Source organism: Streptomyces katrae (genome assembly GCF_002028425.1).
GTDB lineage: Bacteria > Actinomycetota > Actinomycetes > Streptomycetales > Streptomycetaceae > Streptomyces > Streptomyces katrae_A.
Map to the genome: position 1 here is coordinate 6,194,673 of NZ_CP020042.1, position 24,833 is coordinate 6,219,505.

Consider the following 24,833-nt stretch of genomic DNA (forward strand, 5'->3'; position numbering starts at 1 on the left):
TCACACGGGGCGGCAGTACTGTCAGCTGTCAGGCCCCCGGCTCCGGCACTCAAATCCCCAGGGTTTTGCCGTGCCCGCACCGCCACTGAAAGCACGAGGAAGTCCCATGGCAGCATCGGCAGCCCATGACGGCGCCGTAGAGCGCATCGTCATCGAGAACTGTGCGATCGCGACCGTCGACGCCAACGACACCGAGTACGCCTCGGGTCACGTCGTCATCGCAGGCAACAAGATCGAGTTCGTCGGCGCGGGCAACGCCCCCGAGAACCTCGAGAACGTCGTCCGCCGCATCGACGGCACCGGGCACCTCGTGACCCCCGGTCTGGTCAACACGCACCACCACTTCTACCAGTGGATCACGCGTGGTCTGGCCACCGACCACAACCTCTTCAACTGGCTCGTCGCGCTGTACCCGACCTGGGCGCGCATCGACGAGCAGATGGCGTACTCGGCGGCCCAGGGCTCCCTGGCCGCGATGGCCCGTGGCGGTGTCACCACCGCGATGGACCACCACTACGTCTACCCCAAGAACTCCGGCGACCTCTCCGGCGCGATCATCCGCGCCGCGTCCGAGATGGGCGTCCGCTTCACCCTCGCCCGCGGCTCCATGGACCGCAGCGAGAAGGACGGCGGCCTGCCGCCGGACCACGCCGTCGAGACCCTTGAGGGTGCCCTCGCGGACACCGAGGCGACCGTGAAGAAGTACCACGACGCCTCCTTCGACGCGATGACCCAGGTCGCCGTCGCCCCGTGCTCCCCCTTCTCGGTCTCCACCGAGCTGCTGAAGCAGGGCGCCGAGCTGGCCCGCCGCCTCGGTGTGCGCATGCACACGCACGGCTCGGAGACCGTCGAGGAGGAGAAGTTCTGCCACGAGCTCTTCGGCATGGGCCCGACCGACTACTTCGAGTCGACCGGCTGGCTCGGTGAGGACGTGTGGATGGCGCACAGCGTCCACATGAACGACTCCGACATCGCCGCGTTCGCCCGCACCAGGACCGGTGTCGCGCACTGCCCGTCCTCCAACGCCCGTCTGGCCGCCGGCATCGCCCGCGTCCCGGACATGCTGGCCGCCGGCGTCCCGGTCGGCCTCGGCGTGGACGGCACCGCCTCCAACGAGTCCGGCGAGCTGCACACCGAGCTGCGCAACGCGCTGCTGATCAACCGTCTGAACCCGGTGCACCGCGAGGCCGCGCTCAACGCCCGCCAGTCGCTGCGCCTGGGCACCTACGGCGGTGCGCAGGTCCTCGGCCGCGCCGACAACATCGGCTCGCTCGAGGTCGGCAAGTGCGCCGACCTGGTGCTGTGGAACCTGAACACCTTCCTGCACTCCTCGATCGCCGACCCGGTCACCGCGCTCGTCTTCGGCGCGGCCGCCCCGGTCACCGCCTCGTTCGTCAACGGCAAGCAGATCGTCGAGAACAACCGGCTGCTCTTCGCGGACGAGGACGCCATCGCGGTGTCCACCCGCGAGGAGGCCCAGCGCCTGGCCCGGATCACCGCGCAGGCCTGATCCCCACGGAGTCCGGCCGGGGGGGACGGCCCCCGGCCGGCCGCCGCGGACCCGAGCGGGGTCCGCGGCAGCCGTTCCCGGGAAGCGCCCGAGGAGAGATCCGACGGCGCCCCCGGGGCGGTGACGCGTGACACCCCCTCCCCGCACGGCGCGCCACCCGCGCCACTGCCACGGCACCCCCAGCCCCGACCGGGCCGGAACCACCGCGCGGAAGCGGTTTTGGGCGAATCGATTCCGCACCCCTTGGGACAGCAGAAGTCGCTCCACCCACAACTCCATACAGGCTCGACCAGCACGCTTTCGCACCACCTCCCTGACACCCACGTCCCTGCCGACGTGTTTAACCGACCGGAGGAAGCCGTGGCCGATGCGCCCAGGTTTCGCAAAGATGCAGTCGCAGTACCGGAGGAGAAGCACCCGGTCGACGAGACCCTGCCTCCGCTCCGCATGTTCACCAGCGGCCTCCAGCACGTGGCAGCCATGTACGCGGGTGTCGTGGCCCCGCCCATGATCGTCGGCCCCGCCGTGGGCCTCTCCGCCACCGAGACCGCCTTCCTGATGGGCGCCTCCCTCTTCACCGCAGGGCTCGCCACCCTCCTCCAGACCCTCGGGTTCTGGAAGATCGGCGCCAAACTCCCCTTCGTCAACGGCGTGTCCTTCGCCGGCGTGACCCCGATGATCGCCATCGGAAAGGGGCAGGGACACGACGCCATCCCCGTCATCTTCGGCGCGATCATCGTCGCCGGACTCGCCGGCTTCCTCGCCGCCCCCTACTTCGGCAAGCTCGTCCGGTTCTTCCCGCCCGTGGTCACCGGCACCGTCATCACCCTGATCGGCGTCTCGCTGCTCCCCGTGGCCTTCAACTGGTCCCAGGGCGGCAACCGCACCGCCACCGACTACGGCTCCATGAAGAACATCGGCATGGCTGCGCTCACCCTGGCGATCGTCCTGGTGATGCGCAAGTTCCTGCGCGGTTTCCTCCAGCAGATCTCCATCCTCCTCGGCCTGGTCGCGGGCACCGTCATCGCGATACCGCTGGGCATGGCGCACTTCGACGCCGTCCGGAACGCGGACCTCGTCGGCTTCCCGACCCCCTTCCACTTCGGCGCCCCGCAGTTCCAGGTCGCGGCCGTCCTCTCGATGTGCATCGTGATGCTGGTCTGCATGACCGAGTCCACCGCGGACATCCTGGCCCTCGGCAAGATCGTCGGCCGTCCGGCGGACGCGAGGACCATCGAGGGCGGCCTGCGCGCCGACACCCTCGGCAGCGCGCTCAGCCCCCTGTTCAACGGGTTCATGTGCAGCGCCTTCGCGCAGAACATCGGACTCGTCGCGATGACCAAGGTCCGCAGCCGCTTCGTCGTCGCCGCGGGCGGCGGCATCCTGATCCTGCTGGGCCTGTGTCCGGTGGCCGCCTCCGTCATCGGGGTCGTCCCGCTGCCCGTCCTCGGCGGGGCCGGCATCGTGCTCTTCGGCTCGGTGGCGGCCAGCGGCATCCAGACCCTGGCGGGGGCGGCCATGGAGAAGGGCGAGAACGCCCTCATCGTCGCCGCCTCGGTCGGCATCGGCCTGATCCCGATCGCGGCGCCGAACTTCTACCACGCCTTCCCCAAGGACCTGCTGGTCGTCCTCGACTCCGGCATCAGCACCGGATGCGTGGTCGCGATCCTGCTCAACCTGGCGTTCAACCACCTCGGCTCCAGGAAGGCGGCGGCGGAACCGGCGCCGGAACCGGCCTTCGTGCACTGAAACCCCGGATCCCCGGGCGGCCCCCGGTCCCGGGATCCCCTCCACGCCCCCGGCGGGCGTGCGGCGGCGCGTACGTCACCCACTGCGGGTGTGGCGTACGCGGCGCCGCCCGCCCGCCGGGGGCACCACTGCCCCAGCCCTGCCGATCAGGGCTGGTCCACCACCCCTGGCGCCGGATCCGTCCAGATGTCCGGCCGGACCGTCCGCACCCGCCGCCCCGTGTGGTCCAGCTCCTGCGCCTCCGACTTGCGTACGTGCAGCGCCACCGCCGAATCGGCGATCCGCAGCCCCGGCAGCCGCCGGGACAGGTCGGCCGTATAGCGTGCCAGCCCCTCGATGGTGCGCAGCCGGGCGCTGATCATGAAGTTCCAGGTGCCGCTCACCGACATACAGGTCCGCGTCTCGCGCAGCCCCGCGGCCACCGCCGCGCAGTCGGCGACCTCGTGCTCGCGCACCTCCGCCCACAGGGTCGCCGAGACCGGCCAGCCGGACAGCCCCGAGGCCATCGCACAGCTGTAGCGCAGGCCCTGCCCCGCCTCCAGCCGTCCCAGCCGGCGCCGTACGGTCGACTCGCTCATCCCCGACTCCCGCGCCAGCGAGGCCACGCTGCGCCGCCCGTCCGCGGCCAGCGCCATCAGCAGCGGCCGGTCCTCCTGCGCCACCGGGGCGACCGGCGGCGCCACCGCCCCCGGCGCGCCCGGGGCCCGCCGGGTACGCCCGGTCAGCAGCGCTGCCTGCGCCGGGGACAGGTGGTCCATCCGCCAGCGGTCGGGGGCCGAGTGCACCGCCGTGACCATCGAGGACCGGGTCCCGGTCACCCCGGGGATCCGCTGCACCCGGAAGGACAGGTAGCGGAACAGCATGTGCAGGTCTGGCACGGCCACGAAGGCCAGCAGGTCGCGGCCGCCGGTGGTGTGCTCCACCCCCATCGTGTGCGCGTCGCCGACCAGGGCCGCCCCCACCGCCGGGGAGGTGCCCGCCGCGCACATCACCTCCACCCACGCCATGCACGGGGCCTGGCTGCCCGTCCGCAGCCCCAGCCCCGACACCCAGGCCTCCCCGGCGGACGTCATCCGCTCCCAGCGCCGGGCCAGGGTCTCCGGGCGCGCCCCCAGGACCGGCGCCAGCCGCTCCCAGCTGGCGCGGGGCGCGAGCTGGAGGGCATGCACCAGTGCACGGTCGGTGTCGTCAATGGCGGAAATGGCCGAGTTCATACTTACCCCTGGCGGTTTTCCCGGCCCCGGACCGGTTAACCGGACTTTCGACTGATCATCTCTCTTCGTGCGCCGAACCGCCGCATCGGCCGGCCGTGTGGGGGGTGGCGCGCGCAGCCCCAGGAGAGCAGCGGGAGGACGTATGGGGGAGCCCGGCTCGAGCATGCCTCAAGTGGTGCCCGCCGAGCTGTCCAGCCTCGTCGGCCGGGCCGCCGAAGTGGCCCGCGCCGTGACCCTGCTGGCCACAGAACGCCTGGTCACGCTCACGGGACCGGCCGGAGTGGGCAAGACCAGGATCGCCGTGCGCGCCGTCCGCGAGCTCTGCGGCGGCCGCGGCGCCGACATCGTGTGGGCCGACACGTCCCGGCTGGGGCCCTCGCACCCGGCCGACCTGGCCGCCGAGCTCGGCGCGGGCCTCGAAGGGCGCGAGGCGCTGCTGGTGCTGGACGGCTGCGAGCAGCTGGGCGATCGGGCCGGGGAGGTCGTGGGGGACCTGCTCGCGCGGTGGCCGGGGGTACGGATTCTGGCCACGTCGCAGCGGACCCTCGACGTGGCGGGGGAGGCCCTGCTGGCCGTCGGCCCGCTGGCCCTGCCCGCCGCGCCGCAGGACCCCGCCGCACCGTGTGCGGTGGCCGACGTGGCCCGGTCCGCCGCCGTACGGCTCTACACGGAGCGGGCGCGGGGAGCCGACCCCCGCTTCGAGCTCACCGAGGACAACGCCGGGGCCGTCGCCGCCCTGTGCCGCGCCCTCGACGGGATCCCCGGCGCGCTGGAGCTCGCGGCCGCGCGGACCCGCGGCCACGGCCCGGCCGAGGCGCTGCGCCGGCTGACCGCCGACCCGCTGGAGTTCCTGGCCGGCGGCGCGGGCCGGGCGGGCGGGGCCGACGCGCTGCGCCTGTGCCGGCTGGCCGCCCCCGGGGAACGGCTGCTGTGGGCGCGGCTCTCGGTCTTCGCGGGCTCCTTCGACGAGGCCGCCGTCGCCGAGGTGTGCGGGTTCGGCGCGCTCGGCCCGGGGGCCGCCGCCCGGGCCCTGCGGCGGCTGGCCCCGGCGCTGCTGGCGGAGCCCGGGTACGCGGGCCGCTACCGGCTGCCGCTGACCGTACGGGCCTACGCGGCCCGGCGGCTCGCCCGCGATCCGCTCGGGGACGGGGCCACCGCCGTCCGCCGCCACCACGAGCGCTGCCGGATCACCGCCGAACGCGCCGCCCAGCTGTGGCGGTCGGGGGCGCAGCTGGAGGCCCGGGCCCTGGCCCTGCGGGAACTGCCCGAGCTGCGCCTCGCGATGGACCCGCGGTCGCCCGCCGGTCCCGCCGGCGCGCTGGAGATCGCCGTGTCGCTGTGGTTCCTCTGGTCGGCGTGCGGGCTGGTGGAGGAGGGACGCGGGCACCTGGAGCGGGCGCTGGCCCTGCACCCGCAGCCCCGGCCGGCCCGGGCCCTGTGGCTGGCGGCCTGGCTGGTGGTGAGCTTCGGCCAGGCGGAGGCGGCCGATCCGCTGCTGGTGGAGGCCTGGACCACGGCCGTGCAGGAGGGGGAGGACACCGTCCTGGCCTACCTGGCGCACGTCCGGGGCACCGTCGCCCTGTGGCGGGACCGGCCGCAGGAGGCCGCCGACGAGTACCGCGAGGCCCTCGAACTGCTGCCGGTGGAGCCCGAGTACGGGCCGGGGCGGCGGGCCCTGGAGTCGGGCCTCGCCATGGCCCTCGCGTACACCGACCCGGCGGCCGTCGCCTTCGGCGCCGGGGCGTCCGACGGCTCCGACCCCTGGGCCCGGTCCTGGGCCGGCTACGCGCAGGCCCTCCTCCAGCGCCGCGAGGGCCGCCCCGCGCTGGCCCGTACCTGGCTGCTGCGTTCCCTGGAGACCCAGTTCACGCTGGGCGACCGGCTGGGCCAGGCCCTCTCGGTGGAGCTGCTGGCCCAGCTGGAGGCCGACCTGGGACGGTACGAGCTGGCCGCCCGGCTGCTCGGCGCCGTCTCCGGACACCGCCCGGCCTCCGCCTGCCCGCCGCGCGCGGAGCGGATCCTGCGGCTGCGGCTGTCCCCGGAGGCCCTGCGGGCGGCCTACGCGGAGGGCGCCGTGACCCCGCTGCGCGACCTGCTGCCGGAGCTGTGACCCGGCTCCCGGGAGCGGGGCGGGCGCCGGTTCCGACGCCGGGTCGGCGCCGGTCGTGAGGCCGGGGAGGACCGGCGGGGCACGGGGTGCCAGGGGGCCCGGAGTTGCCGGCCCGATCCGGCGTACGGCGTAAAGGACGCGGAAAGACATCGCTTGAGCGCTGGCTCGCCCCACCCCTCTGACCGGACAGGTGGTACAGCGATGGCCGAGACCCCGCAGCTGTGGATGCGCAGCGAGACCCGACCCACCGAACGGCGCGCGCCCCTGACCCCCGACGACGCCGGGCTCCTCGTCCGGCAGGGCGTGCGGATCACCGTGGAGGATTCCGGCCACCGCGTCTTCCCGCTCGACGCGTACGCCGCCGCTGGCTGCCGCACCGCCCCGGCCGGCTCCTGGGCGCAGGCCGCGCCCGCTGCGGCGTACGTCCTCGGCCTCAAGGAGCTCCCGCCCGCGCCCGAGGCCCTGCACCACCGGCACGTGTACTTCGGGCACGCCTACAAGGGCCAGCCCCAGGCGCCCGGTCTGCTGCGGCGGTTCGCCACGGGCGGCGGGACCCTGCTCGACCTGGAGTACCTGGCCGACGCCCAGGGCCGCCGGCTGGCCGCCTTCGGCTACTGGGCCGGGTACGCGGGCGCCGCGCTGGCCGCCCTGCACGCGCGCGGCCGGCTGACCGCGCCCCTGGTCCCGACGCCCCGCCCGGAACTGGACGCCCGCCTGCGGGACGCTCCGGCCGACGGGTTACGGGCCCTGGTGATCGGCGCGGGCGGCCGCAGCGGGCGCGGTGCCTGCGACGCCCTCGCCACCGCCGGGATCGCGGTCACCCGCTGGGGGCGCGGGGCCACCCGCCGGCTGGACCGGGCCGCGCTGCTGGACCACGACATCCTGGTCAACGCGGTGCTGACCACCCGGTCCGTGCCGCCCTTCCTGACCCCCGCGGACCTGGAGACCGGGACCGGCCGGCTCTCGGTGATCGCCGACATCACCTGTGACACCGGATCAGAGCTGCACCTGCTCCCGGTCTACGACCGCCTCACCGACTGGACGGTCCCGGTCCGGCGGCTGCGCGGCGGCACCCGCCCGGTCGACGTGATCGCCATCGACAACCTGCCCTCGCTGCTCCCGGCGGAGGCGGCCCGCGCCTTCTCGGCGGACCTGCTGCCCAAGCTCGTCGACCTGCACTCCCCGGCCCCGGACCCGGACTGGCTGCGCTGCCGGGCGGCCTTCACCACGGCGATGGAGGCGCTCACGGGCTCGGGCCGGGCGGCGTAGGGGGCGCGCCGCAGCCCCGGTTCAGCCTTCCCGCAGCACGGCGACGGCCCCGCGCGCCCGCGTCCCGTCGGGCAGCTCCCACTCGGCGGTGACCCGGCCGAGCGCGCCGGGGCCGGTCAGGCCGTCCTCCGGCACCCGCACCAGTTCCAGGCCGAGCCGCCGCCCGCCCGCCTCCACCACGAGACGGGTGCCCTGCGGCCCGTCCTCCACGGCCACCACCGCCGCCCCGGCCGGCAGGGCGCCCTCGGCGGCCTCGGGGACGACGGCCGGGTCGGGGACGCCGGTCAGGCTCTGGTGCTGCGGTTCGGCGTCGCCCCGCAGGAGGGCGAGCAGCCGCTCGGTGAGCACCGGGTCGTGGGCGCCGTCGTAGATCCAGCGGGTGCCGAGGACCCCGTGCTCGGAGGTGCCGACGAGCCCCTGCTCGGCACCTCCGAGCGGGGCCCCGCGGTAGGTGAGCGGAACGAGGTAGGCCACGGGCCCGGTACCGGAGACGTCGGTGACGACCACGAACTCGATGCCCACCTCGCCCTCCGGGTCGTCGAGCCGGAACCCGCCGGCCCGGGTCAGCTCCGGGGCCCCGGAGGTTCCGGTGTACCAGGGGCGGGCCGGGAGCCAGGCGGCGATCAGCTCCAGCTTGCCGGGCTTCATGGTGGTGCGGTGGATGACGGCCATGTCCGGTCGGCTTCCTTCCGTGCTGCGGGCGTCCCCGAGGGGGCGGGCGGTCTCGTCCCGATCATGACAGCCCGCCCCCCCGGGTCCTCACCGCATTACGGAGCGGATGTCAGGTACATCCCGCTCTGGTCGCCACCGGCGGTGTTCTTGCAGCTGGAGGCCGAGTCCGCGGGCTGGGCCGCGGCCAGGGCCAGGCAGCGGCCGACGGCCAGCTGGCCGAAGTAGTTCGGGTGCATGGACTCCTGGATCGGGCCCTGCGTCTCGTTGTTGTCGATCCAGCGGGCCCACTCGCTGGTCTTCGCCGACGCGGGGACCGTCGAGGTGACCTGCTTGCTGGCCTTGGCGCAGACCTCGCGGCCCTGCATCATGTCGCGCAGGTCCAGGAACTGGGTGCCCTTGTCCGCCGCGACCTGCTTGAGGCGGTTCGCCAGCTGCGGCACCAGGGAGTCGCGGGCCCAGTCCGAATCACGGTTCCAGAACGGACAGCCGCCGCTGTTGAGCCGGCTCCAGTCGCTCTGGGTGTAGCGGTTCTCGGCGCCGCGCGGGATCGGCGAGGGGTAGGACTGGAGCACGATGCGGTACGAGGAGTCGGTGTACCCGGCCTGCCGCATCACCGCCCGGATCTCGTCCACCGACTTGCCGACGTCGGCCATCACCCCGTCGATCTTCGCGTCGACGGCCGCCTGCTGGTCGTCGTAGCAGTACGAGCCCCAGAGCACGAAGTCGAGCGCGCACTCCTTGATGATGTCGGCGAAGCCCAGGTCGTTCCCGCCGACGGACAGGGCGACGACCTTCACGTTGCGGCTCGCGGCCACGGCCGCCAGCTGGTCGGCCTGCGGGGCCTCGCCCTTGTAGGACACGCCGCCGTTGGAGGCGCGGAAGACGTTCTGCGAGGTCGCCCCCGAGCAGGCCAGGTTCACGGCCGTCTCGGCGACGGAGCCCGCGCTCAGCACCTCGGCCGAGTCGGAGCGGTCGCAGCCGCCCGCCGTGCTGCCGTACACCTTCGCGGGGTCGTAGGTGCTGCCACTGACCCACGCCCGGTCAGTGCCGTTCCTGCTCCCGCTGTTGGTCAGGCTGTTGCCCTTCCAGCGTCCGGCCTCGCCGGAGATGTAGCTGTCGCCCATGGACACGACGGCGGTCGGCCCGGTCCCGGGCCCGGCGGCGGCCGGGCCGGCTCCGCCGACGAGCAGCGCGCCGGCGGCGAGCGGTACGACCATCCCGGCGCCGGCCAGTCGCCGCACACGACGCCGGGCGGCCCGGTCCTTGCCGGCCTTGCGGAATCCGATCACTGCGGAACTCCTGCGGTCGGCCACGCCGAAGTCGGGAACAACTCCGGTGCGTGGCTTGGAAAGTGGGGGTACCGCCGGCGCCGGTGGCATCGGAAAGGTGGCACGCGCCCACTTGTTACCGCTAGGTACAGTCGGATTACGATGACGTAACGCCCGACCGGTCGGTCGGGCGCGGGAAGCTTCTCGGAGCCGGTCCGGGGCGGACCGGCGCGCGGCGGCGGCAGTTGGGGGAGGCCGCAGGGTTTCGCACCCGCGCACATCGCGCACCCATAGGCAAACGGTCACGCGCCCGGGGAACGACTCCGCCCCCGGCGCCCGGGGAGGGCGGCGGGGGCGGAGGGGGTTCGGCTGCTGTGCGATTCAGCCGAAGTGGGGTGTCAGCCGACCAGCTGGTCGTACGCGGGGAGGGTCAGGAAGTCCGCGTAGTCGGCGTCCAGGGAGACCTTGAGGAAGAGGTCGTGGGCCTGCTGCCACTTCCCGGCCGCGAAGGCCTCGTCGCCGGCCTCGGCGCGGATCGCGGCGAGTTCCTCGGCGGCGAAGGTGCGGGTCAGTTCGGCGGTGGCGCGCTCGCCGTTCTCGAAGACGACTCCGGCGTTGATCCACTGCCAGATCTGGGAGCGTGAGATCTCGGCGGTGGCCGCGTCCTCCATGAGGCCGAAGATGCCGACGGCGCCCAGGCCGCGCAGCCAGGCCTCGATGTAGCGGATGCCGACCTGGACGGCGTTGCGCAGGCCCTCGTAGGTGGGCCGGGCGTCCAGGGAGTCGATCGCGATCAGGTCGCCGGGGGCGACGGCGACGTCCTCGCGGAGGCGGTCCTTCTGGTTGGGCTTCTCGCCCAGGACGGCGTCGAAGGAGGCCATCGCGATCGGGACCAGGTCGGGGTGGGCGACCCAGGAGCCGTCGAAGCCGTCGGCCGCCTCGCGGTCCTTGTCGGCGCGGACCTTCTCGAACGCGATCCGGTTGGCCTCGGCGTCCTTGCGGGACGGGATGAAGGCCGCCATGCCGCCGATGGCGTGCGCGCCGCGCTTGTGGCAGGTGCGGACGAGCAGTTCGGTGTAGGCGCGCATGAAGGGAGCCGTCATGGTGACCGCGTTGCGGTCCGGCAGGACGAACTTCTCGCCGCCGTCGCGGAAGTTCTTGACGATGGAGAACAGGTAGTCCCAGCGGCCCGCGTTGAGGCCCGCCGCGTGGTCCTTGAGCTCGAAGAGGATCTCTTCCATCTCGTAGGCCGCGGTGATGGTCTCGATCAGGACGGTCGCGCGGACGGTGCCCTGCGGGATGCCGACGTAGTCCTGGGCGAAGACGAAGATGTCGTTCCAGAGGCGGGCCTCCAGATGCGACTCCGTCTTCGGGAGGTAGAAGTAGGGGCCCTTGCCCAGGTCGATCAGCCGCTGGGCGTTGTGGAAGAAGTAGAGGCCGAAGTCCACGAGGGAGCCGGAGGCGGGGCCGCCCTCGAAGCTGAGGTGGCGCTCCTCCAGGTGCCAGCCGCGCGGGCGCATGACGACCGTGGCGAGCTGGTCGTTGGGCTTGAGGGCGTACGCCTTGCCGGTGCGCGCGTCCGTGAAGTCGATGCGGCGCTCGTAGGCGTCGATGAGGTTGAGCTGGCCGAGGACCACGTTCTCCCAGGTGGGGGCCGAGGCGTCCTCGAAGTCGGCGAGCCAGACCTTGGCACCCGAGTTCAGGGCGTTGATGGTCATCTTGCGGTCGGTGGGACCGGTGATCTCCACACGGCGGTCGTTGAGGGCGGCCGGGGCCGGCGCCACCTTCCAGTCGCCCTCGCGGACCTGTGCGGTGTCCGGGAGGAAGTCGAGCGTGGAGGTGCGGGCGATTTCGGCGCGCCGCTCGCCGCGTCGGGCGAGGAGCTCGGTGCGGCGGGGGGCGAACCGCCGGTGGAGCTCGGCCACGAAGGCGAGGGCCGCATCGGTGAGGACTTCGTCCTGCCGGGGCAGGGGCTCGGCGTCGACGATGGCCAGCGGGGACGGCGCTGGTGCGGACATATCTGTCACTCCTTCAGCGGCGGTGCCTTGCGGCCGCGGGGAATGCTCGCGCGAGACGGCACGCAGTGCCGCCGGGTGTGGAGAGTTCCGTGTAACGGTCGCGGGCGCCGTCTGGGGGTTCGGGCGCTTCTGACCAGTGGATAGTAATTTCCTCATGGTGGAAGTTCAATGGTTTGTTGATGTCGAGATTCTCTGAGTCGACAGATTCCGGTGGCCCGTGGCCCTCAGTGCCATGGCGGTCACAGCCCGCTCCGGCGGCGCCCCGGCCCGGCTCAGTCGAGGCGCGCCAGGTCGGGCGGGGTGTCGATGTCGAAGGCGGCCGCGACGTCCCCGCACTCCACCAGCATGAGCTCGTCGGCGTGGTTCTTCAGGTGGACCCGCGCCCCCTGGTCCCCGGTGGCCGTCGCCGTGATGTCCGCCCAGCGGTCCGCCCCGAACAGCACCGGATGCCCGCGCTCCCCCTCGTACGCGGCCGCCACCAGGCTGGCCGGGGACCGGTACGCGGCCCGCACCCGGGCCACCGCGGCCGGTCCGATGCCCGGCTGGTCCACCAGGGACACCAGCGCCGCGCCGGCCCCCGTGCCGGCCAGCGAGGCCAGGCCCACCCGCAGGGAGGAGCCCATGCCCTCCGCCCAGTCCGTGTTGTCCACGACCACGCAGCCCGCCAGGTCGGCACGTTCGCGCACCTCCGCCGCCGAGGCGCCCAGCACCACGTGCACCGGAGCGCAGCCCGCCTCGCGCAGCACGCGGACGGCGTTCTCCACCAGCGGGCGGCCGCGGTAGGGGAGCAGGGCCTTGGGGCGTCCCCCGAGCCGCCGGCCGCCGCCGGCCGCGAGGAGCAGGCCCGCGATCACCGGGGGCGCGCCGGTGGTCACCGGGGGAGCGGACGGGGACGTGTGTTCGGCTGCTGACATGGGAGCGATTCTCGCGCCTTCGCCCGTACGGGTGAGTGCCGTGCGAACAGTCGCCGCACGGAGGCCAGCGCGGCCCCGATCCGCAGGGGCTCGGAGATCCGGTTCTCGGCGGCCGCCAGCAGCGCCCGCTCGTCTCGGTCGGTGAAACCGTGGACATCGTCGTACGGCATTCCGGACTCTCCTTGCCAATCGGGGGCCAATACAGGGAGTCTGGTCCCGGATTGGCCTGGCGGGCAGAGCCAATCAGGGGAGGTTGGCATGGCGAACGGGCGAGAGGTCCGCAGAGTGGTCCATACGGCCGACAGGACGGTCGGCAGCCGGCAACTGGCGGCGATGCTCCCGGCCGAGGTACTGGCCCGCCCCGGCTACCGCTCCCTGGCCGACGCCGTCCGCACCCTGATCCTCGACGGCAGGATCGCCCTGTACGTCCGGCTCCCCGCCGAACGCGAGCTCGCCGAGGCCGTCGGGGCGAGCCGCGCCACCGTGACCGGCGCCTACGACCTGCTGCGCGAGAGCGGCTACGTCCGCAGCCGGCGCGGCTCCGGCACCTGGACCGAGCTCCCCGAGGGACACGGGCCCGTCGGCGCCCACCTGCTGACCGGCGCGGTCGGCGTCCGGGCCGACGGGGACCCCGGCATCGACCTCGCCATCGCCGCCATGGGAGCCCCCGACGACAGCCTCACGCAGGCCCTCGCCTGGGCGGCCCCCCGCCTGTCCGCCCTCGCCCGCAGCCCCGGCTACCACCCCTTCGGCCTGCCCGACCTGCGCGCGGCCGTCGCCGACCGGTTCACCCGGCGCGGGCTGCCCACCCGACCCGAGCAGATCCTGGTCACCGCCGGCGCCCAGCAGGCCTTCGCCCTGGTCGTCAGCCTGCTCTGCCGGCCCGGCGACCGGGTCGTCACCGAGAGCCCGACCTACGCCAACGCCCTCGACGCCCTGCGCCACGCCCGGCTGCGCACCGGTTCCGTCCCCGTGTCCGACGCGGGCTGGGACATGGAGACGGCCGAGTCCACCCTCCACCAGACCGTCCCCCGGCTGGCCTACACCATCCCGGACTTCCACAACCCGACCGGCGCCCTCATGCCCGAGGAGCACCGGCTGCGGCTGCTGGCGGCGACCCGGGCCACCGGGACCTGGCTGGTGGTGGACGAGACCATCGCCGACATCGCCCTGGACGTGCCGGCCCCCGCCCCGCTGGCCTCGCTCGCCCCGCGCTCCGGCGCCGACCACGTGATCACCATCGGCTCGCTGAGCAAGACCTACTGGGGCGGGCTGCGGGTCGGCTGGATCCGGGCCACCGCGAAGCTCGTCAACGAGCTGACGGCGGTCCGGGTGTCGGCCGACATGACCGGCTCCGTCCTCGACCAGGTGGTGGCCCTGCCGCTGCTGGAGGACATGGACCGGTGTCTGCCCCGGCGGCTCGCGGAGCTGCGGGTCCAGCGGGCGGCCCTGGTGGGATCGCTGGAGCGGCACACCCCGGAGTGGTCCTGGCGGCTGCCGCCGGGCGGCCTCTCGCTCTGGGTCGACCTCGGCGAGCCCGTCAGCTCCGCCCTGGCCGAGCGGGCGGCCGCCGCCGGAGTGCACATCGGCCGGGGCGCCCGCTTCGGCGTCGACCCCGGCACCTTCGAGCACCGGCTGCGCATCCCCTACACCCTGGCGCCCGACCGCCTCGACGAGGGCGTGCGCCTCCTCGCGGCGGCCTTCCACGACGGCGTGCCCCTGGCCCCGGGGGTGGACCGGCCCTACTGGGTCGCCTGAGTGGCCGCCGCAGGGGCGGGCGGCTCAGCTGTGGCGCAGCTCGGTCCAGGTCGCGGCGTCGACCACGCCGGTCTCGGGCAGCTTCCGCGTCCCCTGGAAGTACCGGGTGGCCGACTCCGCGTCCGGCCCGAACACGTCCTTCGGCTCCTCCTCGGTCGCCTGCAGCCCCGTCCAGAAGGTCAGCAGGCAGCGGGCCTCCAGGACGGTCCGGCCCTTGTTGCCGAGGGTGACGGGCGGGGGCGGGGTCCGGTTGTCGAAGCCGCAGCTCAGGCCGGTGATGTCGGGCTCGGCGGGCGTGGCCGCGGAGGCCGCGGCGGCGGAGCCGAAGAGGAGGGAGACGGTCAGCGCGGCCGAGGCCGCGGAGCGTGTGATCAAGGAATTCATGGTCCAGACCTTAATGATCACGACGCTGCTGCAAAACCGATATTCCGCTGATGTCAGGGTGTGCGGATCAGCCGGCGGGTGGCGGCCGCCGCCACCGCCGCCGTACGGGAGTCCACGCCGAGCTTGGCGTAGACGTGTACCAGGTGGGACTTGACGGTGGCCTGGCTGAGGAAGAGCCGCTTGGAGATCTGCTGGTTCGACAGCCCGTCCGCGACCAGCTGGAGCACCTCCAGCTCCCGCTTCGTCAGCGCCTCCGCCGGGGTCCGCATCCGGTCCATCAGCCGCAGCGCCACCGCCGGGGCCAGCGCCGACTGGCCGGCCGCGGCCGTGCGCACGGCCGCCGCCAGTTCCTCCGGCGGGGCGTCCTTGAGCAGGTAGCCGGAGGCCCCCGCCTCCACCGCCGCGAGGATGTCCGCGTCCGTGTCGTAGGTGGTCAGGACCAGCACCCGGGGCCCGCCCGGGCGGGCGGTGATCGCCGCCGTGGCCGCCGAGCCGTGCATCCCGGCCCCGAACTGGAGGTCCATCAGCACCACGTCCACCGGCTCCGACGCCGCCAGCTCCACGGCCCGCTCCGCCGTCGCCGCCTCCGCGACCACCGCGAAGTCCGGTTCGGTGTCCAGCACCGCGCGCAGCCCGGCGCGGACCACCGGGTGGTCGTCGGCGAGCAGGAGCCGGATGGTCATCGTCAGGCCTCCAGGGGCAGCGGCAGGGTGACGGCCACGGCGGTGCCCTGGCCCGGGTCGGACTCCACGGTGAACAGCCCGCCCAGCGACTGGGCCCGCGCCCGCATCGCGGGCAGGCCGAAGCCGCCCCCGCCGGACGGGGCCGAGGCGGGGTCGAAGCCCCGGCCGTCGTCGACGACGTCCAGCGTGACCGAGGTGTCCATGAAGGTGAGCGTGATCTCCGCCCGGTCCGCCCGGGCGTGCCGCACCACGTTGGCCAGCGCCGACTGGGCGATCCGCAGCAGGGCGACCTCGTAGGGGGTGGGCAGCTCGCGCGGCGGGCCGCTGACCGAGAAGCGCACGCGCGGGCCCGGCGCGCCCGAGCACAGCCGCTCCAGCGCCGCCGCCAGCGAGCCGTGCTCCAGGTCCGGGGGTGTCAGGGCCCGCACGAACCGGCGCGCTTCGGCAAGGTTCTCCTGAGCGGCCTCCCGGGCCCGGGCGATGTGCCCGAGCGCTGCCGCCGCGGGCGCCACCGGGCCCGCGCCGGCCGTGCCCGCGGTGGCCGTCCCGGGCGCCGCCGGGGCCGCACCCGCCGGGGCCGCACCCGCCGTGCCCGCGGTGGCCGCCGCGGGCGCTGCCGGGGAGGGCCCCGCCGTGTCGTCCGACGGAGCGGGGCCGGGGGCCGCCGGGGATTCCGACAGGGCCCGCTCGGCCGCCCGCAGCAGCAGCTGGATCGAGGACAGGCCCTGTGCGAGCGTGTCGTGGATCTCCCTGGCCAGCCGCTCCCGCTCGGCGAGGATCCCCGCCCCCCGCTCGGCCGCGGCCAGTTCGGCCCGGGTGGCGATCAGCTCCTCGATCAGCTCGCGGCGCCGCTCGCTCTCCCGGTACAGCGCCTGGTAGCCGAGCACGGTGGCCACCGCCACGGCCCCGCCCAGCAGCGGCCCGAGGAAGGCCCCCGGGTTGACGGCGCCACTGTGCGCCAGGAACCCGCCGATCGCCGCGCCGGCCGTCACCGCGACCGCCGCCAGCGCCCAGCGCAGCCGCAGCAGGTGCAGTTCCAGGAAGTACAGCGGGAACGCCAGCCACAGCCCGTCGGGGGACAGCGCGAGCAGCGCGGCCCACACCGCGCCCATCCCCGCCAGCCACGCCCCGGCCGCGCGCGCCGACCGCCCGACGGCCGGGGCCCGTACCCCCGCCGCGTACACGGCGGCCAGCACGGCGCAGACGGCGACGACCCACCCGGCCCGGGGCGCGGAGCCGGTGACGGACCGGCCGGCGGCCAGCGCGAGCAGCCCGGCGAACAGGGCGTGCAGGCACAGCCGCAGAACGCGGGTGACGGGGGTCAGGGGGCGGGCGGGGGCGGCGGGGGCGGAGGACATCGTCCGACCAGCGTAAGCGGGCCGCCGGGGCCCCCGGTCAACCGAAAGTTCGATATCGGAATGCCTCCTTCGATACCAGGATCCCTCCCGTGGCGCGATGCCCGGGACGCGGGCGGGCGACCAAGGTGGGGGACATGTTCGTCGCATGGAGAGATCTACGGTTCGCCAGGGGCCGCTTCGCCCTCATGGGCTCGGTCGTCCTGCTCATCACGCTGCTGGTCGGCCTGCTGTCCGGCCTCACGTCCGGCCTGGCCCGGGAGAACATCTCGGCCATCACCGGCCTGCCCGCCTCGCGCCTGGCCTTCGCCGTCCCGCCCGGGGACCAGAAGGTGTCCTTCACCAGCTCCCAGCTGCCCGAGAGCGCCTGGCAGGCCTGGCGCGGGCGCCCCGGCGTCAAGGCCGCGGAGCCGCTCGGCATCCGCACCACCAACGCCCTCGCCGGCGAGCGCACGGCCGCCGTCTCCGTCTTCGGCGTCGAGCTCGGCGGCCGCCTGGCCCCCGCCGGGACGGGGCTGGGCCCGGGCAGGGCCGTCCTCTCCGAGAAGGCCGCCGGGGAACTGGGCGGGCTCAGCGCCGGGGACCGGTTCCGGGCCGGTCCGCTGGAGCTGACCGTCGCCGCCGTCTCGGGCACCGCCGCCTACAGCCACACCCCGGTCGTCTGGGCGGACCTGGGCGACTGGCAGCGCGTCGGCAACCCCGGCCCCTCCTCCGGGACCTCCGCCACCGTCCTCGCCCTCGACGGCTCCGGGGACGTGGACTGGGCCGCCGGCGACAAGGCGGCCGGCACCCGCAGCCAGAGCGTCGACGAGGCCCTGGGCGCCATAGGGTCCTACCAGGCCGAGAACGGCTCGCTCCAGCTGATGCGCGGCTTCCTCTTCGCCATCTCGGCGCTGGTCATAGGGGCCTTCTTCACCGTGTGGACCATCCAGCGCAGCGGGGACGTCGCCGTCCTCAAGGCGCTCGGCGCCTCCACCCCGTACCTGCTGAAGGACGCCCTCGGCCAGGCTGTGGTGATGCTGGCCATCGGCACCGGCGCGGGCACCGCCCTCGCGTCCGGGATCGGGGCCCTGATCAGCGGCGGGGACGTGCCCTTCGTCCTCGACGCCGCCACCGTGCTGGCCCCCGCCGGGATCATGATCGTGCTCGGTGCGCTGGGCGCGGCCCTGTCCATCCGGCGGATCACCGCCGTCGACCCGCTGACCGCCCTGGGGAGCGCCCGATGACCCTCTTCCTCCACGACGTCACGCTCACCTACCCCGACGGCGACGGCCGCCTGACCGCCCTCGACGCGGTGGAGCTGGAGGTGCCCGCCGGCACCCTGACCGCGATCGTGGGGCCCTCGGGCTCCGGGAAGTCCAGCCTGCTGGCCGTCGCGGCCACCCTGGTCACCCCCGACTCCGGCCGGGTGCTCGTCGCGGGCCGGGACACCGCGCGGCTCGGCGCCGGCGAGAAGGCCGCCCTGCGCCGCGAGGAGATCGGCATCGTCTTCCAGCAGCCGAACCTGCTGGCCTCGCTGACCGCCGCCGAGCAGTTGCAGGTGATGGCCCACCTCTCCGGCCGCCCCGCCCGGCAGCTGCGCCGGCGGGCCCTGGAACTGCTGGACGCGGTGGGCCTGGCCGACAAGGCCGACCGGCGCCCCCACCAGCTCTCCGGCGGGCAGCGCCAGCGGGTGAACATCGCCCGCGCCCTGATGAACGAGCCCTCCGTGCTGCTGGTCGACGAGCCCACCAGCGCCCTGGACCACGAGAGGGGCGCGGCCGTCCTCGACCTGCTGGTCACCCTCACCCGCGAGCGCTCCACGGCCACCGTGCTGGTCACGCACGACCACGCCCACCTGGACCGGATGGACCGCACGGCGACCATGACCGACGGCCGCCTCGCCCACGGCGCCCGGCCCGCCGAGCCCTCCGCGGCCCCGGCGGCCTGAGCGCCGGCCGACCCGGGCCCGCGTACGCGAGAGCCCCGGCGCCCCCCGCAGGGGGAGGGGCGCCGGGGCTCTCGTACGCGTACGCAGGCCTACGCGGGGGTCTGGCTCTGCAGGGCCACCGACAGTTCCGCGGCCACGCCCTGCAGGATCGGCACGAAGGACTCGGCGACCTCCTGCGTCACCCGGCCGGCCGGACCCGAGATCGAGATCGCGGCGGCGGTCGGCGAGTTCGGCACCGACACGGCCAGGCAGCGGACCCCTATCTCCTGCTCGTTGTCGTCGACCGCGTACCCGGTCTTGCGGACCTGCTCCAGCGCCTCCAGGAAGCCCTCGGGCGTGGTGATGGTCTTCTCGGTCGCGGCCGGCATCCCGGTGCGGGCCAGCAGCGCCCGTACCTCCTCGGCCGGGGTGTGGGCGAGCAGCGCCTTGCCCACGCCGGTGGAGTGCGGCAGCACCCGGCGGCCGACCTCGGTGAACATGCGCATGGAGTGCTTGGACGGCACCTGGGCGACGTAGACGATCTCGTCCCCGTCGAGCAGGGCCATGTTCGCGGTCTCGCCCGTCTCCTCGACCAGCCGGGCGAGGTAGGGGCGCGCCCAGGTGCCCAGCAGCCGCGACGCGGACTCGCCGAGCCGGATCAGGCGGGGCCCGAGGGAGTACCGTCGGTTGGGCTGCTGCCGGACGTAGCCGCAGGCGACGAGGGTGCGCATCAGGCGGTGGATGGTCGGCAGGGGCAGCCCGCTCGCGGCGGAGAGCTCGCTGAGACCGACTTCGCCCCCGGCGTCGGCCATCCGTTCGAGCAGATCGAAGGCGCGCTCGAGGGACTGGACGCCACCGCCGGCGGCGGTGGGCTTGGCGGAAGCGTCGGTGGTGCTGGCGCTGGACGTCGGCACGGCGCGGTCCTTTCGGTGCTGGCAGGCAAGGAAGCAGCCTACCGGTCGGTCGACCTCCGCCCTAGAGCCGGGCCTCGGCCGTCCCCGCCGGTCAGAGGCGGTTTGTCCTGGTGGCGGACGTCCTCGGGAAGTTACCTGCCCGGGTGCCGGTGGTGGTAGCTACATTCTGGATAGTGAAATCTTAATTCCATCTCGTGGAAACATCCAATTGCGATGCAGACGCGTCAGTGGTCCCTCCGGGCACTCTTGACTGGCCCCGGATCGGGGTGAAGACTCCGTCAACAGAACGTTGAATTTCGCTCTGTGGAAGTAGATGGGGAGGTTCCGGTGGCCGACGTGCCTGTGGAACTGGTACTGCGCTCGACGCGCGTCATCACCCCCGAGGGGACGCGCGCCGCCTCGGTGGCCGTCGCCGGCGGGAAGATCGCGGCCGTGCTGGCGTACGAGGCCGAGGTACCGGCCGGAGCCCGGCTCGAGGACTTCGGCGACGACGTCCTGCTCCCCGGCCTCGTGGACACCCACGTCCACGTCAACGACCCGGGCCGCACCGAGTGGGAGGGCTTCTGGACGGCGACCCGCGCGGCCGCCGCCGGAGGCATCACCACCCTCCTCGACATGCCCCTCAACTCCCTGCCGCCCACCACCACGGTCGGCAACCTCCGCGTCAAGCAGGAGGTCGCCCGGACCAAGGCGCACGTGGACGTCGGCTTCTGGGGCGGCGCCCTGCCCGACAACGTCAAGGACCTGCGCCCGCTGCACGACGCCGGCGTGTTCGGCTTCAAGTGCTTCCTGTCCCCCTCCGGCGTCGACGAGTTCCCGCTGCTGGACCAGGAGCAGCTGGCCACCTCCCTCGCCGAGATCACCGGCTTCGGCGGCCTGCTGATCGTCCACGCCGAGGACCCGCACCACCTGGAGTCCGCGCCGCAGAACCCGGGCCCCAAGTACGCCGACTTCCTCGCCTCCCGCCCCCAGGACGCCGAGAACACCGCGATCGAGAACCTGATCGCCCAGGCGAAGCGGCTGAACGCCCGCGTGCACGTCCTGCACCTGTCCTCCGCCTCCGCGCTGCCGCTGATCGCCGCGGCCAAGGCCGAGGGCGTGCAGATCACGGTCGAGTCCTGCCCGCACTTCCTCACCCTCACCGCCGAGGAAGTCCCCGACGGCGCCACCGAGTTCAAGTGCTGCCCGCCCATCCGCGAGGCCGCGAACCAGGACGTCCTGTGGGACGCGCTCGCCGACGGCACCATCGACTGCATCGTCTCCGACCACTCGCCGTCCACCGCGGACCTGAAGACCGGTGACTTCGCCACCGCCTGGGGCGGCATCTCCTCCCTCCAGCTGGGTCTGCCGGCCATCTGGACCGAGGCCCGCAAGCGCGGCCGCACCCTCGAGGAGGTCGCGCGCTGGATGTCCACCGCCCCGGCCGCGCTGGCCGGACTCGCCGCCAAGGGCGCCATCGAGGCCGGCCGCGACGCCGACTTCGCCGTCCTGGCCCCCGAAGAGACCTTCACCGTGGACCCGGCCGAACTCCACCACCGCAACCAGGTCACGGCGTACGCGGGCAAGACCCTGCACGGCGTCGTGAAGTCCACCTGGCTGCGCGGCACGCAGATCGCCGACCACGGCACCCCGACCGAGCCCACGGGCCTCCTCCTTGAAAGGCAGAACTGACAGTGGCACAGCGTTCGACTGGACCGGCCTCCTTCACCGGCAACGCGAACCCGTACGGGGGCGGCGACCCGTACGCGGACTACCGCACCGCGGAGTTCGGGTTCACCCAGTACGCCAACCTCGCCGCCCGCGAGCTGGGCGCCGGTGTGATCGCCGCCAACGACGAGTTCTTCGCCGAGCGCGAGAACCTGCTGATCGCCGAGGCCGCGCACTTCGACCCCGAGCACTTCGGCCACAAGGGCAAGGTCATGGACGGCTGGGAGACCCGCCGCCGCCGCGGCGTCTCCGCCGAGCAGCCCTGGCCGACCGCCGAGGACCACGACTTCGCGCTGATCCGCCTCGGCGCCCCCGGCGTCATCCGCGGCATCGTGGTCGACACCGCCCACTTCCGCGGCAACATGCCGCAGGCCGTGTCCATCCAGGGCACCGCGGTCGAGGGCTCCCCGACCGCGGAGGAACTGCTCTCCGACGACGTCAAGTGGACGCCGCTGGTCGAGCGCACCCCGGTCGGCGGCCACGCGGCCAACGGCTTCGAGGTCAACGTCGAGCAGCGCTTCACCCACCTGCGCCTCAACCAGCACCCGGACGGCGGTATCGCCCGCCTGCGCGTCTACGGCGAGGTCCGCCCCGACCCGAAGTGGCTCGCCGCGCTGGGCACCTTCGACGTCGTGGCCCTGGAGAACGGCGGCTCCGTCGAGGACGCCTCCAACCGCTTCTACTCCCCGCCGACCAACACCATCAACCCGGGCCGCTCCCGCAAGATGGACGACGGCTGGGAGACCGCCCGCCGCCGCGACAACGGCAACGACTGGATCCGCTACCAGCTCGTCGCCGAGTCCGAGATCCGCGCCGTCGAGATCGACACCGCCTACCTCAAGGGCAACTCGGCCGGCTGGGCCTCGCTGTCGGTCAAGACGGGCGAGGAGGGCGAGTGGACGGAGTTCCTGCCGCGCACCCGCCTGCAGCCCGACACCAACCACCGCTTCGTGCTGGACACCCCCGCGGTGGGCACGCACGTACGGATCGACATCTTCCCGGACGGCGGCTTCTCCCGCCTGCGCCTGTTCGGTTCGCTGACGGAGGCCGGCGCGGCCGCGCACGCAGCCCGTCACCAGGAGCTGGGCGGCTGAGTCCGCTCCACCCGCCGGCCGCCCCGGGGGCCGACACCCCCGGGGCCCGGCAACGGCCCGATGGGCGCACCGCGTTCGCGGTGCGCCCATCGGCGTTCCGCGTCAGGCGGCGCGGCCGCGGTCGTCACCCGCTGCGGGTCCGCGTACGGGCCGCCGGCCGGGTTCATGTCGGTGTCCCTCCCGAACTATTTGGTTGCGAGTTCAATTACATTCGGCGGGGAACGGGGGCGCCGGCGGGAATCCGGCCTCGCGTTCACGCGCGCCGCACCGATGAGTCCCGGGGCGCCCGGGAGTCTGGAGGGGTACAGGACACCGACAGAGGAGCGCCGACCCATGGGCAGACTGACCCTCACCACCTTCCTCACCCTCGACGGGGTGATGCAGGCCCCCGGCGCGCGGCACGAGGACGACAGCGACGGCTTCGCCTACGGCGGCTGGCTCGCCCCCCACGCCGACGCGGGCATGCAGGAGTTCATGGAGGAGGTCTTCGGCCGCGCCGGCGCCTTCCTGCTCGGCCGGCGCACGTACGAGATCTTCGCCGCGTACTGGCCCCACCACGACGACCCCGCCAACCCGATCGCCCACCGGCTCAACCGGCTGACGAAATACGTCGCCTCCACCACCCTGCGGGAGCCCGCCTGGGGACCGGCCGCCGTCCTGGACGGGGAACAGCTCCAGTCGGAGGTCGTCCGGGCCAAGGACGCCATCGAGGGGGAGCTCCAGGTACACGGCAGCGGGCGCCTCGCGCAGTGGCTCCTCGCGCGGGACCTGGTGGAGGAGCTGAACCTGCTCGTCTTCCCGGTCTTCCTGGGCGCGGGCCGGCGCCTGTTCCCCACCGGCGGCCTGCCCACCGCCTGCGAGCTGACCGCCTCGCGCACCACCGGCAGCGGCACCGCCATCCACACCTACCGCCCCAAGGGCCGGGCCCCCTTCCGCGACTTCGAGGCCTGAGCCGCCCGCCCGGCGGCCGCCGCCCCGGTCCCCGGCGGCGCCGCCCCCGGACCGCCGCGCCCTGGCCGGATGACCACCGGCGAGTGGCCGGAACCCACGGGGTGCACACCCGCGGCCGCCACTAATCTGACCGCATGCCACAACCGGACATCAGCGCGAACGACCCCTGCTTCGCCGCGGACCCCTACTCCTACTACGCCCGGCTGCGGGCCAAGGGGCCGGTCCACCAGGTCGAGGTCTCGGCCGGCGAGTACGCGCCCGCGGTCCTGGTCGTCGGCCACGCCGAGGCCCGCCAGGCCCTCGCCCACCCCGGGCTGGCGAAGGACTGGAAGAGCGGCGCGGTCCTCCAGGGCGTCGCGGCGACCGTGGCCAACAGCAACCTGCTGGAGACCGACCCGCCCCAGCACACCCGGCTGCGCCGCCTGGTGGCCCGCGAGTTCACCACCCGCCGCGTCCAGGCCATGCGCCCCCGCGTCCGGCAGATCACCGACGAACTCCTCGACGCGATGGCCGCCCGCCCGGAGCGCTCCGCCGACCTGATCGAGGCCTTCGCCTTCCCGCTGCCCATCACCGTGATCGGCGAACTCCTCGGCGTGCCCGGACCCGACCGCGAGCGCTTCAGGCACTGGTCCAGGGAGATCCTGGCGCCCACCCCCGCGACCGCGCGCACCGCGCACCGGGAGCTCGCCGACTACCTCGCCGGACTCGTCGCCGCCAAGACCCGCGATCCCGGCGAGGACCTGCTCAGCGCCCTCGTCCGGACCAGGGACGAGGACGGTGACGCGCTGTCGGCGGCCGAGCTCATCGGCATGGCCTTCCTGCTGCTGATCGCCGGCCACGAGACCACCGTCAACCTCATCTCCAACGGCACGCGCGCCCTGCTGGCCCATCCGCAGCAGCTGGCCGCGCTCCGCGCCGACCCCGACGGGCTGCTCGACGGCGCGATCGAGGAGATGCTCCGCTACGACGGTCCCGTGCAGAACGCCACCTACCGCTACGCCCGCGAGGACCTGGAGATCGGCGGCACCGCCATCCCGGCCGGAGCCACCGTCCTCGTCTCGCTGGCCGGCGCCGGCCGTGACCCCGGGCGCTACGAGGACCCCGACGCCTTCGACATCCGGCGCGCCCCCCAGGGCCACCTCGCCTTCGGGCACGGGATCCACTTCTGCATCGGCGCCCCGCTCGCCCGCCTGGAGGGCCGCATCGCCTTCCAGGGACTGCTGGAGCGCTTCCCCGACCTGGCCGAGGACCCCGCCGGCGGCCCGCCGCAGTGGCTCGGGGGCAGCCTGATCCGGGGCGTGGCCCGGCTGCCGGTGCGCTGGTAGCCGCCGCCCGTGGCCCTTTCCCCACCGGC

At 74.1% G+C, this 24,833-nt stretch carries 20 protein-coding genes; 11 read left to right on the top strand and 9 right to left on the bottom strand.

The window, feature by feature from the left end; all coding sequences use genetic code 11:
* Nucleotides 1–106: 106 nt before the first annotated feature.
* Nucleotides 107–1,510 carry an 8-oxoguanine deaminase gene (locus tag B4U46_RS28080; RefSeq protein ID WP_079430426.1) on the top strand — a complete coding sequence of 468 codons (1,404 nt, stop codon included), beginning with the start codon at nucleotides 107–109 and terminating at the stop codon, nucleotides 1,508–1,510.
* Between the two features lie 360 nt (nucleotides 1,511–1,870).
* Entirely contained in the window at nucleotides 1,871–3,259 is a 1,389-nt protein-coding gene (locus B4U46_RS28085; RefSeq protein ID WP_079430427.1) for a nucleobase:cation symporter-2 family protein, read from the top strand.
* 146 nt (nucleotides 3,260–3,405) lie between these two features.
* On the opposite strand, the gene B4U46_RS28090 is transcribed toward B4U46_RS28085, so the two are convergent.
* Complete coding sequence (locus tag B4U46_RS28090) at nucleotides 3,406–4,473, bottom strand: Lrp/AsnC family transcriptional regulator (protein ID WP_100862556.1); 1,068 nt, start codon at nucleotides 4,471–4,473, stop codon at nucleotides 3,406–3,408.
* A 163-nt stretch (nucleotides 4,474–4,636) separates the two neighbouring features.
* Here B4U46_RS28090 and B4U46_RS28095 point away from each other — a divergent pair, with 163 nt between their 5' ends.
* Entirely contained in the window at nucleotides 4,637–6,583 is a 1,947-nt protein-coding gene (locus B4U46_RS28095) for an ATP-binding protein (protein WP_123995249.1), read from the top strand.
* Nucleotides 6,584–6,784: 201 nt separating this feature from the next.
* On the top strand, nucleotides 6,785–7,852 hold the full coding sequence (locus tag B4U46_RS28100) for a saccharopine dehydrogenase (protein ID WP_079430430.1): 1,068 nt from the start codon (nucleotides 6,785–6,787) through the stop codon (nucleotides 7,850–7,852).
* 21 nt (nucleotides 7,853–7,873) lie between these two features.
* Here B4U46_RS28100 and B4U46_RS28105 read toward each other — a convergent pair whose 3' ends face one another.
* The 4 genes from B4U46_RS28105 to B4U46_RS28120 all read right to left on the bottom strand — a co-directional run bounded on the left by B4U46_RS28105 (nucleotide 7,874) and on the right by B4U46_RS28120 (nucleotide 12,724).
* Nucleotides 7,874–8,524 carry a maltokinase N-terminal cap-like domain-containing protein gene (locus B4U46_RS28105; protein WP_079430431.1) on the bottom strand — a complete coding sequence of 217 codons (651 nt, stop codon included), beginning with the start codon at nucleotides 8,522–8,524 and terminating at the stop codon, nucleotides 7,874–7,876.
* A gap of 95 nt (nucleotides 8,525–8,619) precedes the next feature.
* On the bottom strand, nucleotides 8,620–9,903 hold the full coding sequence (locus B4U46_RS28110) for a GDSL-type esterase/lipase family protein (protein ID WP_079430432.1): 1,284 nt from the start codon (nucleotides 9,901–9,903) through the stop codon (nucleotides 8,620–8,622).
* A gap of 287 nt (nucleotides 9,904–10,190) precedes the next feature.
* Nucleotides 10,191–11,810, bottom strand: coding sequence for a malate synthase A (gene aceB, locus B4U46_RS28115; protein WP_079430433.1), 1,620 nt, complete (start codon nucleotides 11,808–11,810; stop codon nucleotides 10,191–10,193).
* A gap of 272 nt (nucleotides 11,811–12,082) precedes the next feature.
* Nucleotides 12,083–12,724, bottom strand: coding sequence for a nucleotidyltransferase family protein (locus B4U46_RS28120; protein WP_079430434.1), 642 nt, complete (start codon nucleotides 12,722–12,724; stop codon nucleotides 12,083–12,085).
* A 258-nt stretch (nucleotides 12,725–12,982) separates the two neighbouring features.
* Between B4U46_RS28120 and B4U46_RS28125 the strand changes: the two genes are divergently transcribed.
* Nucleotides 12,983–14,482, top strand: a complete 1,500-nt coding sequence (locus tag B4U46_RS28125) for a PLP-dependent aminotransferase family protein (protein ID WP_079430435.1) — start codon at nucleotides 12,983–12,985, stop codon at nucleotides 14,480–14,482.
* 24 nt (nucleotides 14,483–14,506) lie between these two features.
* On the opposite strand, the gene B4U46_RS28130 is transcribed toward B4U46_RS28125, so the two are convergent.
* The 3 genes from B4U46_RS28130 to B4U46_RS28140 are packed head-to-tail and all read right to left on the bottom strand — an operon-like array spanning nucleotide 14,507 to nucleotide 16,907.
* Nucleotides 14,507–14,866: a peptidoglycan-binding domain-containing protein gene (locus tag B4U46_RS28130; RefSeq protein ID WP_079430436.1), complete on the bottom strand. Its 360-nt coding sequence runs from the start codon at nucleotides 14,864–14,866 to the stop codon at nucleotides 14,507–14,509.
* A gap of 53 nt (nucleotides 14,867–14,919) precedes the next feature.
* Nucleotides 14,920–15,549, bottom strand: coding sequence for a response regulator (locus tag B4U46_RS28135; protein WP_042815756.1), 630 nt, complete (start codon nucleotides 15,547–15,549; stop codon nucleotides 14,920–14,922).
* A 2-nt stretch (nucleotides 15,550–15,551) separates the two neighbouring features.
* Nucleotides 15,552–16,907, bottom strand: coding sequence for a sensor histidine kinase (locus B4U46_RS28140; protein ID WP_079430437.1), 1,356 nt, complete (start codon nucleotides 16,905–16,907; stop codon nucleotides 15,552–15,554).
* 134 nt (nucleotides 16,908–17,041) lie between these two features.
* Here B4U46_RS28140 and B4U46_RS28145 point away from each other — a divergent pair, with 134 nt between their 5' ends.
* Both B4U46_RS28145 and B4U46_RS28150 read left to right on the top strand, forming a co-directional pair.
* Nucleotides 17,042–18,130 carry an ABC transporter permease gene (locus B4U46_RS28145; protein ID WP_079430438.1) on the top strand — a complete coding sequence of 363 codons (1,089 nt, stop codon included), beginning with the start codon at nucleotides 17,042–17,044 and terminating at the stop codon, nucleotides 18,128–18,130.
* A complete protein-coding gene (locus B4U46_RS28150) occupies nucleotides 18,127–18,834 on the top strand; it encodes an ABC transporter ATP-binding protein (protein WP_079430439.1) in 708 nt (235 codons plus the stop codon). The genes B4U46_RS28145 and B4U46_RS28150 overlap by 4 nt, the downstream gene beginning before the upstream one ends.
* Before the next feature lie 89 nt (nucleotides 18,835–18,923).
* Here B4U46_RS28150 and B4U46_RS28155 read toward each other — a convergent pair whose 3' ends face one another.
* On the bottom strand, nucleotides 18,924–19,727 hold the full coding sequence (locus B4U46_RS28155) for an IclR family transcriptional regulator (RefSeq protein WP_079430440.1): 804 nt from the start codon (nucleotides 19,725–19,727) through the stop codon (nucleotides 18,924–18,926).
* Between the two features lie 336 nt (nucleotides 19,728–20,063).
* On the opposite strand from B4U46_RS28155, the gene allB reads away from it, so the two are divergent.
* From allB to B4U46_RS28175, 4 genes are all read left to right on the top strand, one after another.
* Nucleotides 20,064–21,398 carry an allantoinase AllB gene (allB, locus tag B4U46_RS28160; protein ID WP_398908193.1) on the top strand — a complete coding sequence of 445 codons (1,335 nt, stop codon included), beginning with the start codon at nucleotides 20,064–20,066 and terminating at the stop codon, nucleotides 21,396–21,398.
* A gap of 2 nt (nucleotides 21,399–21,400) precedes the next feature.
* Nucleotides 21,401–22,528, top strand: a complete 1,128-nt coding sequence (gene alc / locus B4U46_RS28165; protein WP_079430442.1) for an allantoicase — start codon at nucleotides 21,401–21,403, stop codon at nucleotides 22,526–22,528.
* Nucleotides 22,529–22,861: 333 nt separating this feature from the next.
* Entirely contained in the window at nucleotides 22,862–23,479 is a 618-nt protein-coding gene (locus tag B4U46_RS28170; protein ID WP_079430443.1) for a dihydrofolate reductase family protein, read from the top strand.
* 134 nt (nucleotides 23,480–23,613) lie between these two features.
* Complete coding sequence (locus tag B4U46_RS28175) at nucleotides 23,614–24,804, top strand: cytochrome P450 family protein (RefSeq protein ID WP_079430444.1); 1,191 nt, start codon at nucleotides 23,614–23,616, stop codon at nucleotides 24,802–24,804.
* Nucleotides 24,805–24,833 lie beyond the last annotated feature (29 nt).

Bases quoted from the DNA above. Each gene is read 5' to 3' on its own strand.
- B4U46_RS28125 (WP_079430435.1), top strand. From the start codon at position 12,983: ATGGCGAACGGGCGAGAGGTCCGCAGAGTGGTCCATACGGCCGACAGG.
- B4U46_RS28140 (WP_079430437.1), bottom strand. From the start codon at position 16,907: ATGTCCTCCGCCCCCGCCGCCCCCGCCCGCCCCCTGACCCCCGTCACC.
- B4U46_RS28095 (WP_123995249.1), top strand. From the start codon at position 4,637: ATGCCTCAAGTGGTGCCCGCCGAGCTGTCCAGCCTCGTCGGCCGGGCC.
- B4U46_RS28145 (WP_079430438.1), top strand. From the start codon at position 17,042: ATGTTCGTCGCATGGAGAGATCTACGGTTCGCCAGGGGCCGCTTCGCC.
- B4U46_RS28120 (WP_079430434.1), bottom strand. From the start codon at position 12,724: ATGTCAGCAGCCGAACACACGTCCCCGTCCGCTCCCCCGGTGACCACC.
- aceB (WP_079430433.1), bottom strand. From the start codon at position 11,810: ATGTCCGCACCAGCGCCGTCCCCGCTGGCCATCGTCGACGCCGAGCCC.
- B4U46_RS28110 (WP_079430432.1), bottom strand. From the start codon at position 9,903: ATGCCACCGGCGCCGGCGGTACCCCCACTTTCCAAGCCACGCACCGGA.
- B4U46_RS28090 (WP_100862556.1), bottom strand. From the start codon at position 4,473: ATGAACTCGGCCATTTCCGCCATTGACGACACCGACCGTGCACTGGTG.
- B4U46_RS28135 (WP_042815756.1), bottom strand. From the start codon at position 15,549: ATGACCATCCGGCTCCTGCTCGCCGACGACCACCCGGTGGTCCGCGCC.
- B4U46_RS28130 (WP_079430436.1), bottom strand. From the start codon at position 14,866: ATGAATTCCTTGATCACACGCTCCGCGGCCTCGGCCGCGCTGACCGTC.
- B4U46_RS28150 (WP_079430439.1), top strand. From the start codon at position 18,127: ATGACCCTCTTCCTCCACGACGTCACGCTCACCTACCCCGACGGCGAC.
- B4U46_RS28170 (WP_079430443.1), top strand. From the start codon at position 22,862: ATGGGCAGACTGACCCTCACCACCTTCCTCACCCTCGACGGGGTGATG.
- B4U46_RS28100 (WP_079430430.1), top strand. From the start codon at position 6,785: ATGGCCGAGACCCCGCAGCTGTGGATGCGCAGCGAGACCCGACCCACC.
- B4U46_RS28175 (WP_079430444.1), top strand. From the start codon at position 23,614: ATGCCACAACCGGACATCAGCGCGAACGACCCCTGCTTCGCCGCGGAC.
- B4U46_RS28080 (WP_079430426.1), top strand. From the start codon at position 107: ATGGCAGCATCGGCAGCCCATGACGGCGCCGTAGAGCGCATCGTCATC.
- B4U46_RS28105 (WP_079430431.1), bottom strand. From the start codon at position 8,524: ATGGCCGTCATCCACCGCACCACCATGAAGCCCGGCAAGCTGGAGCTG.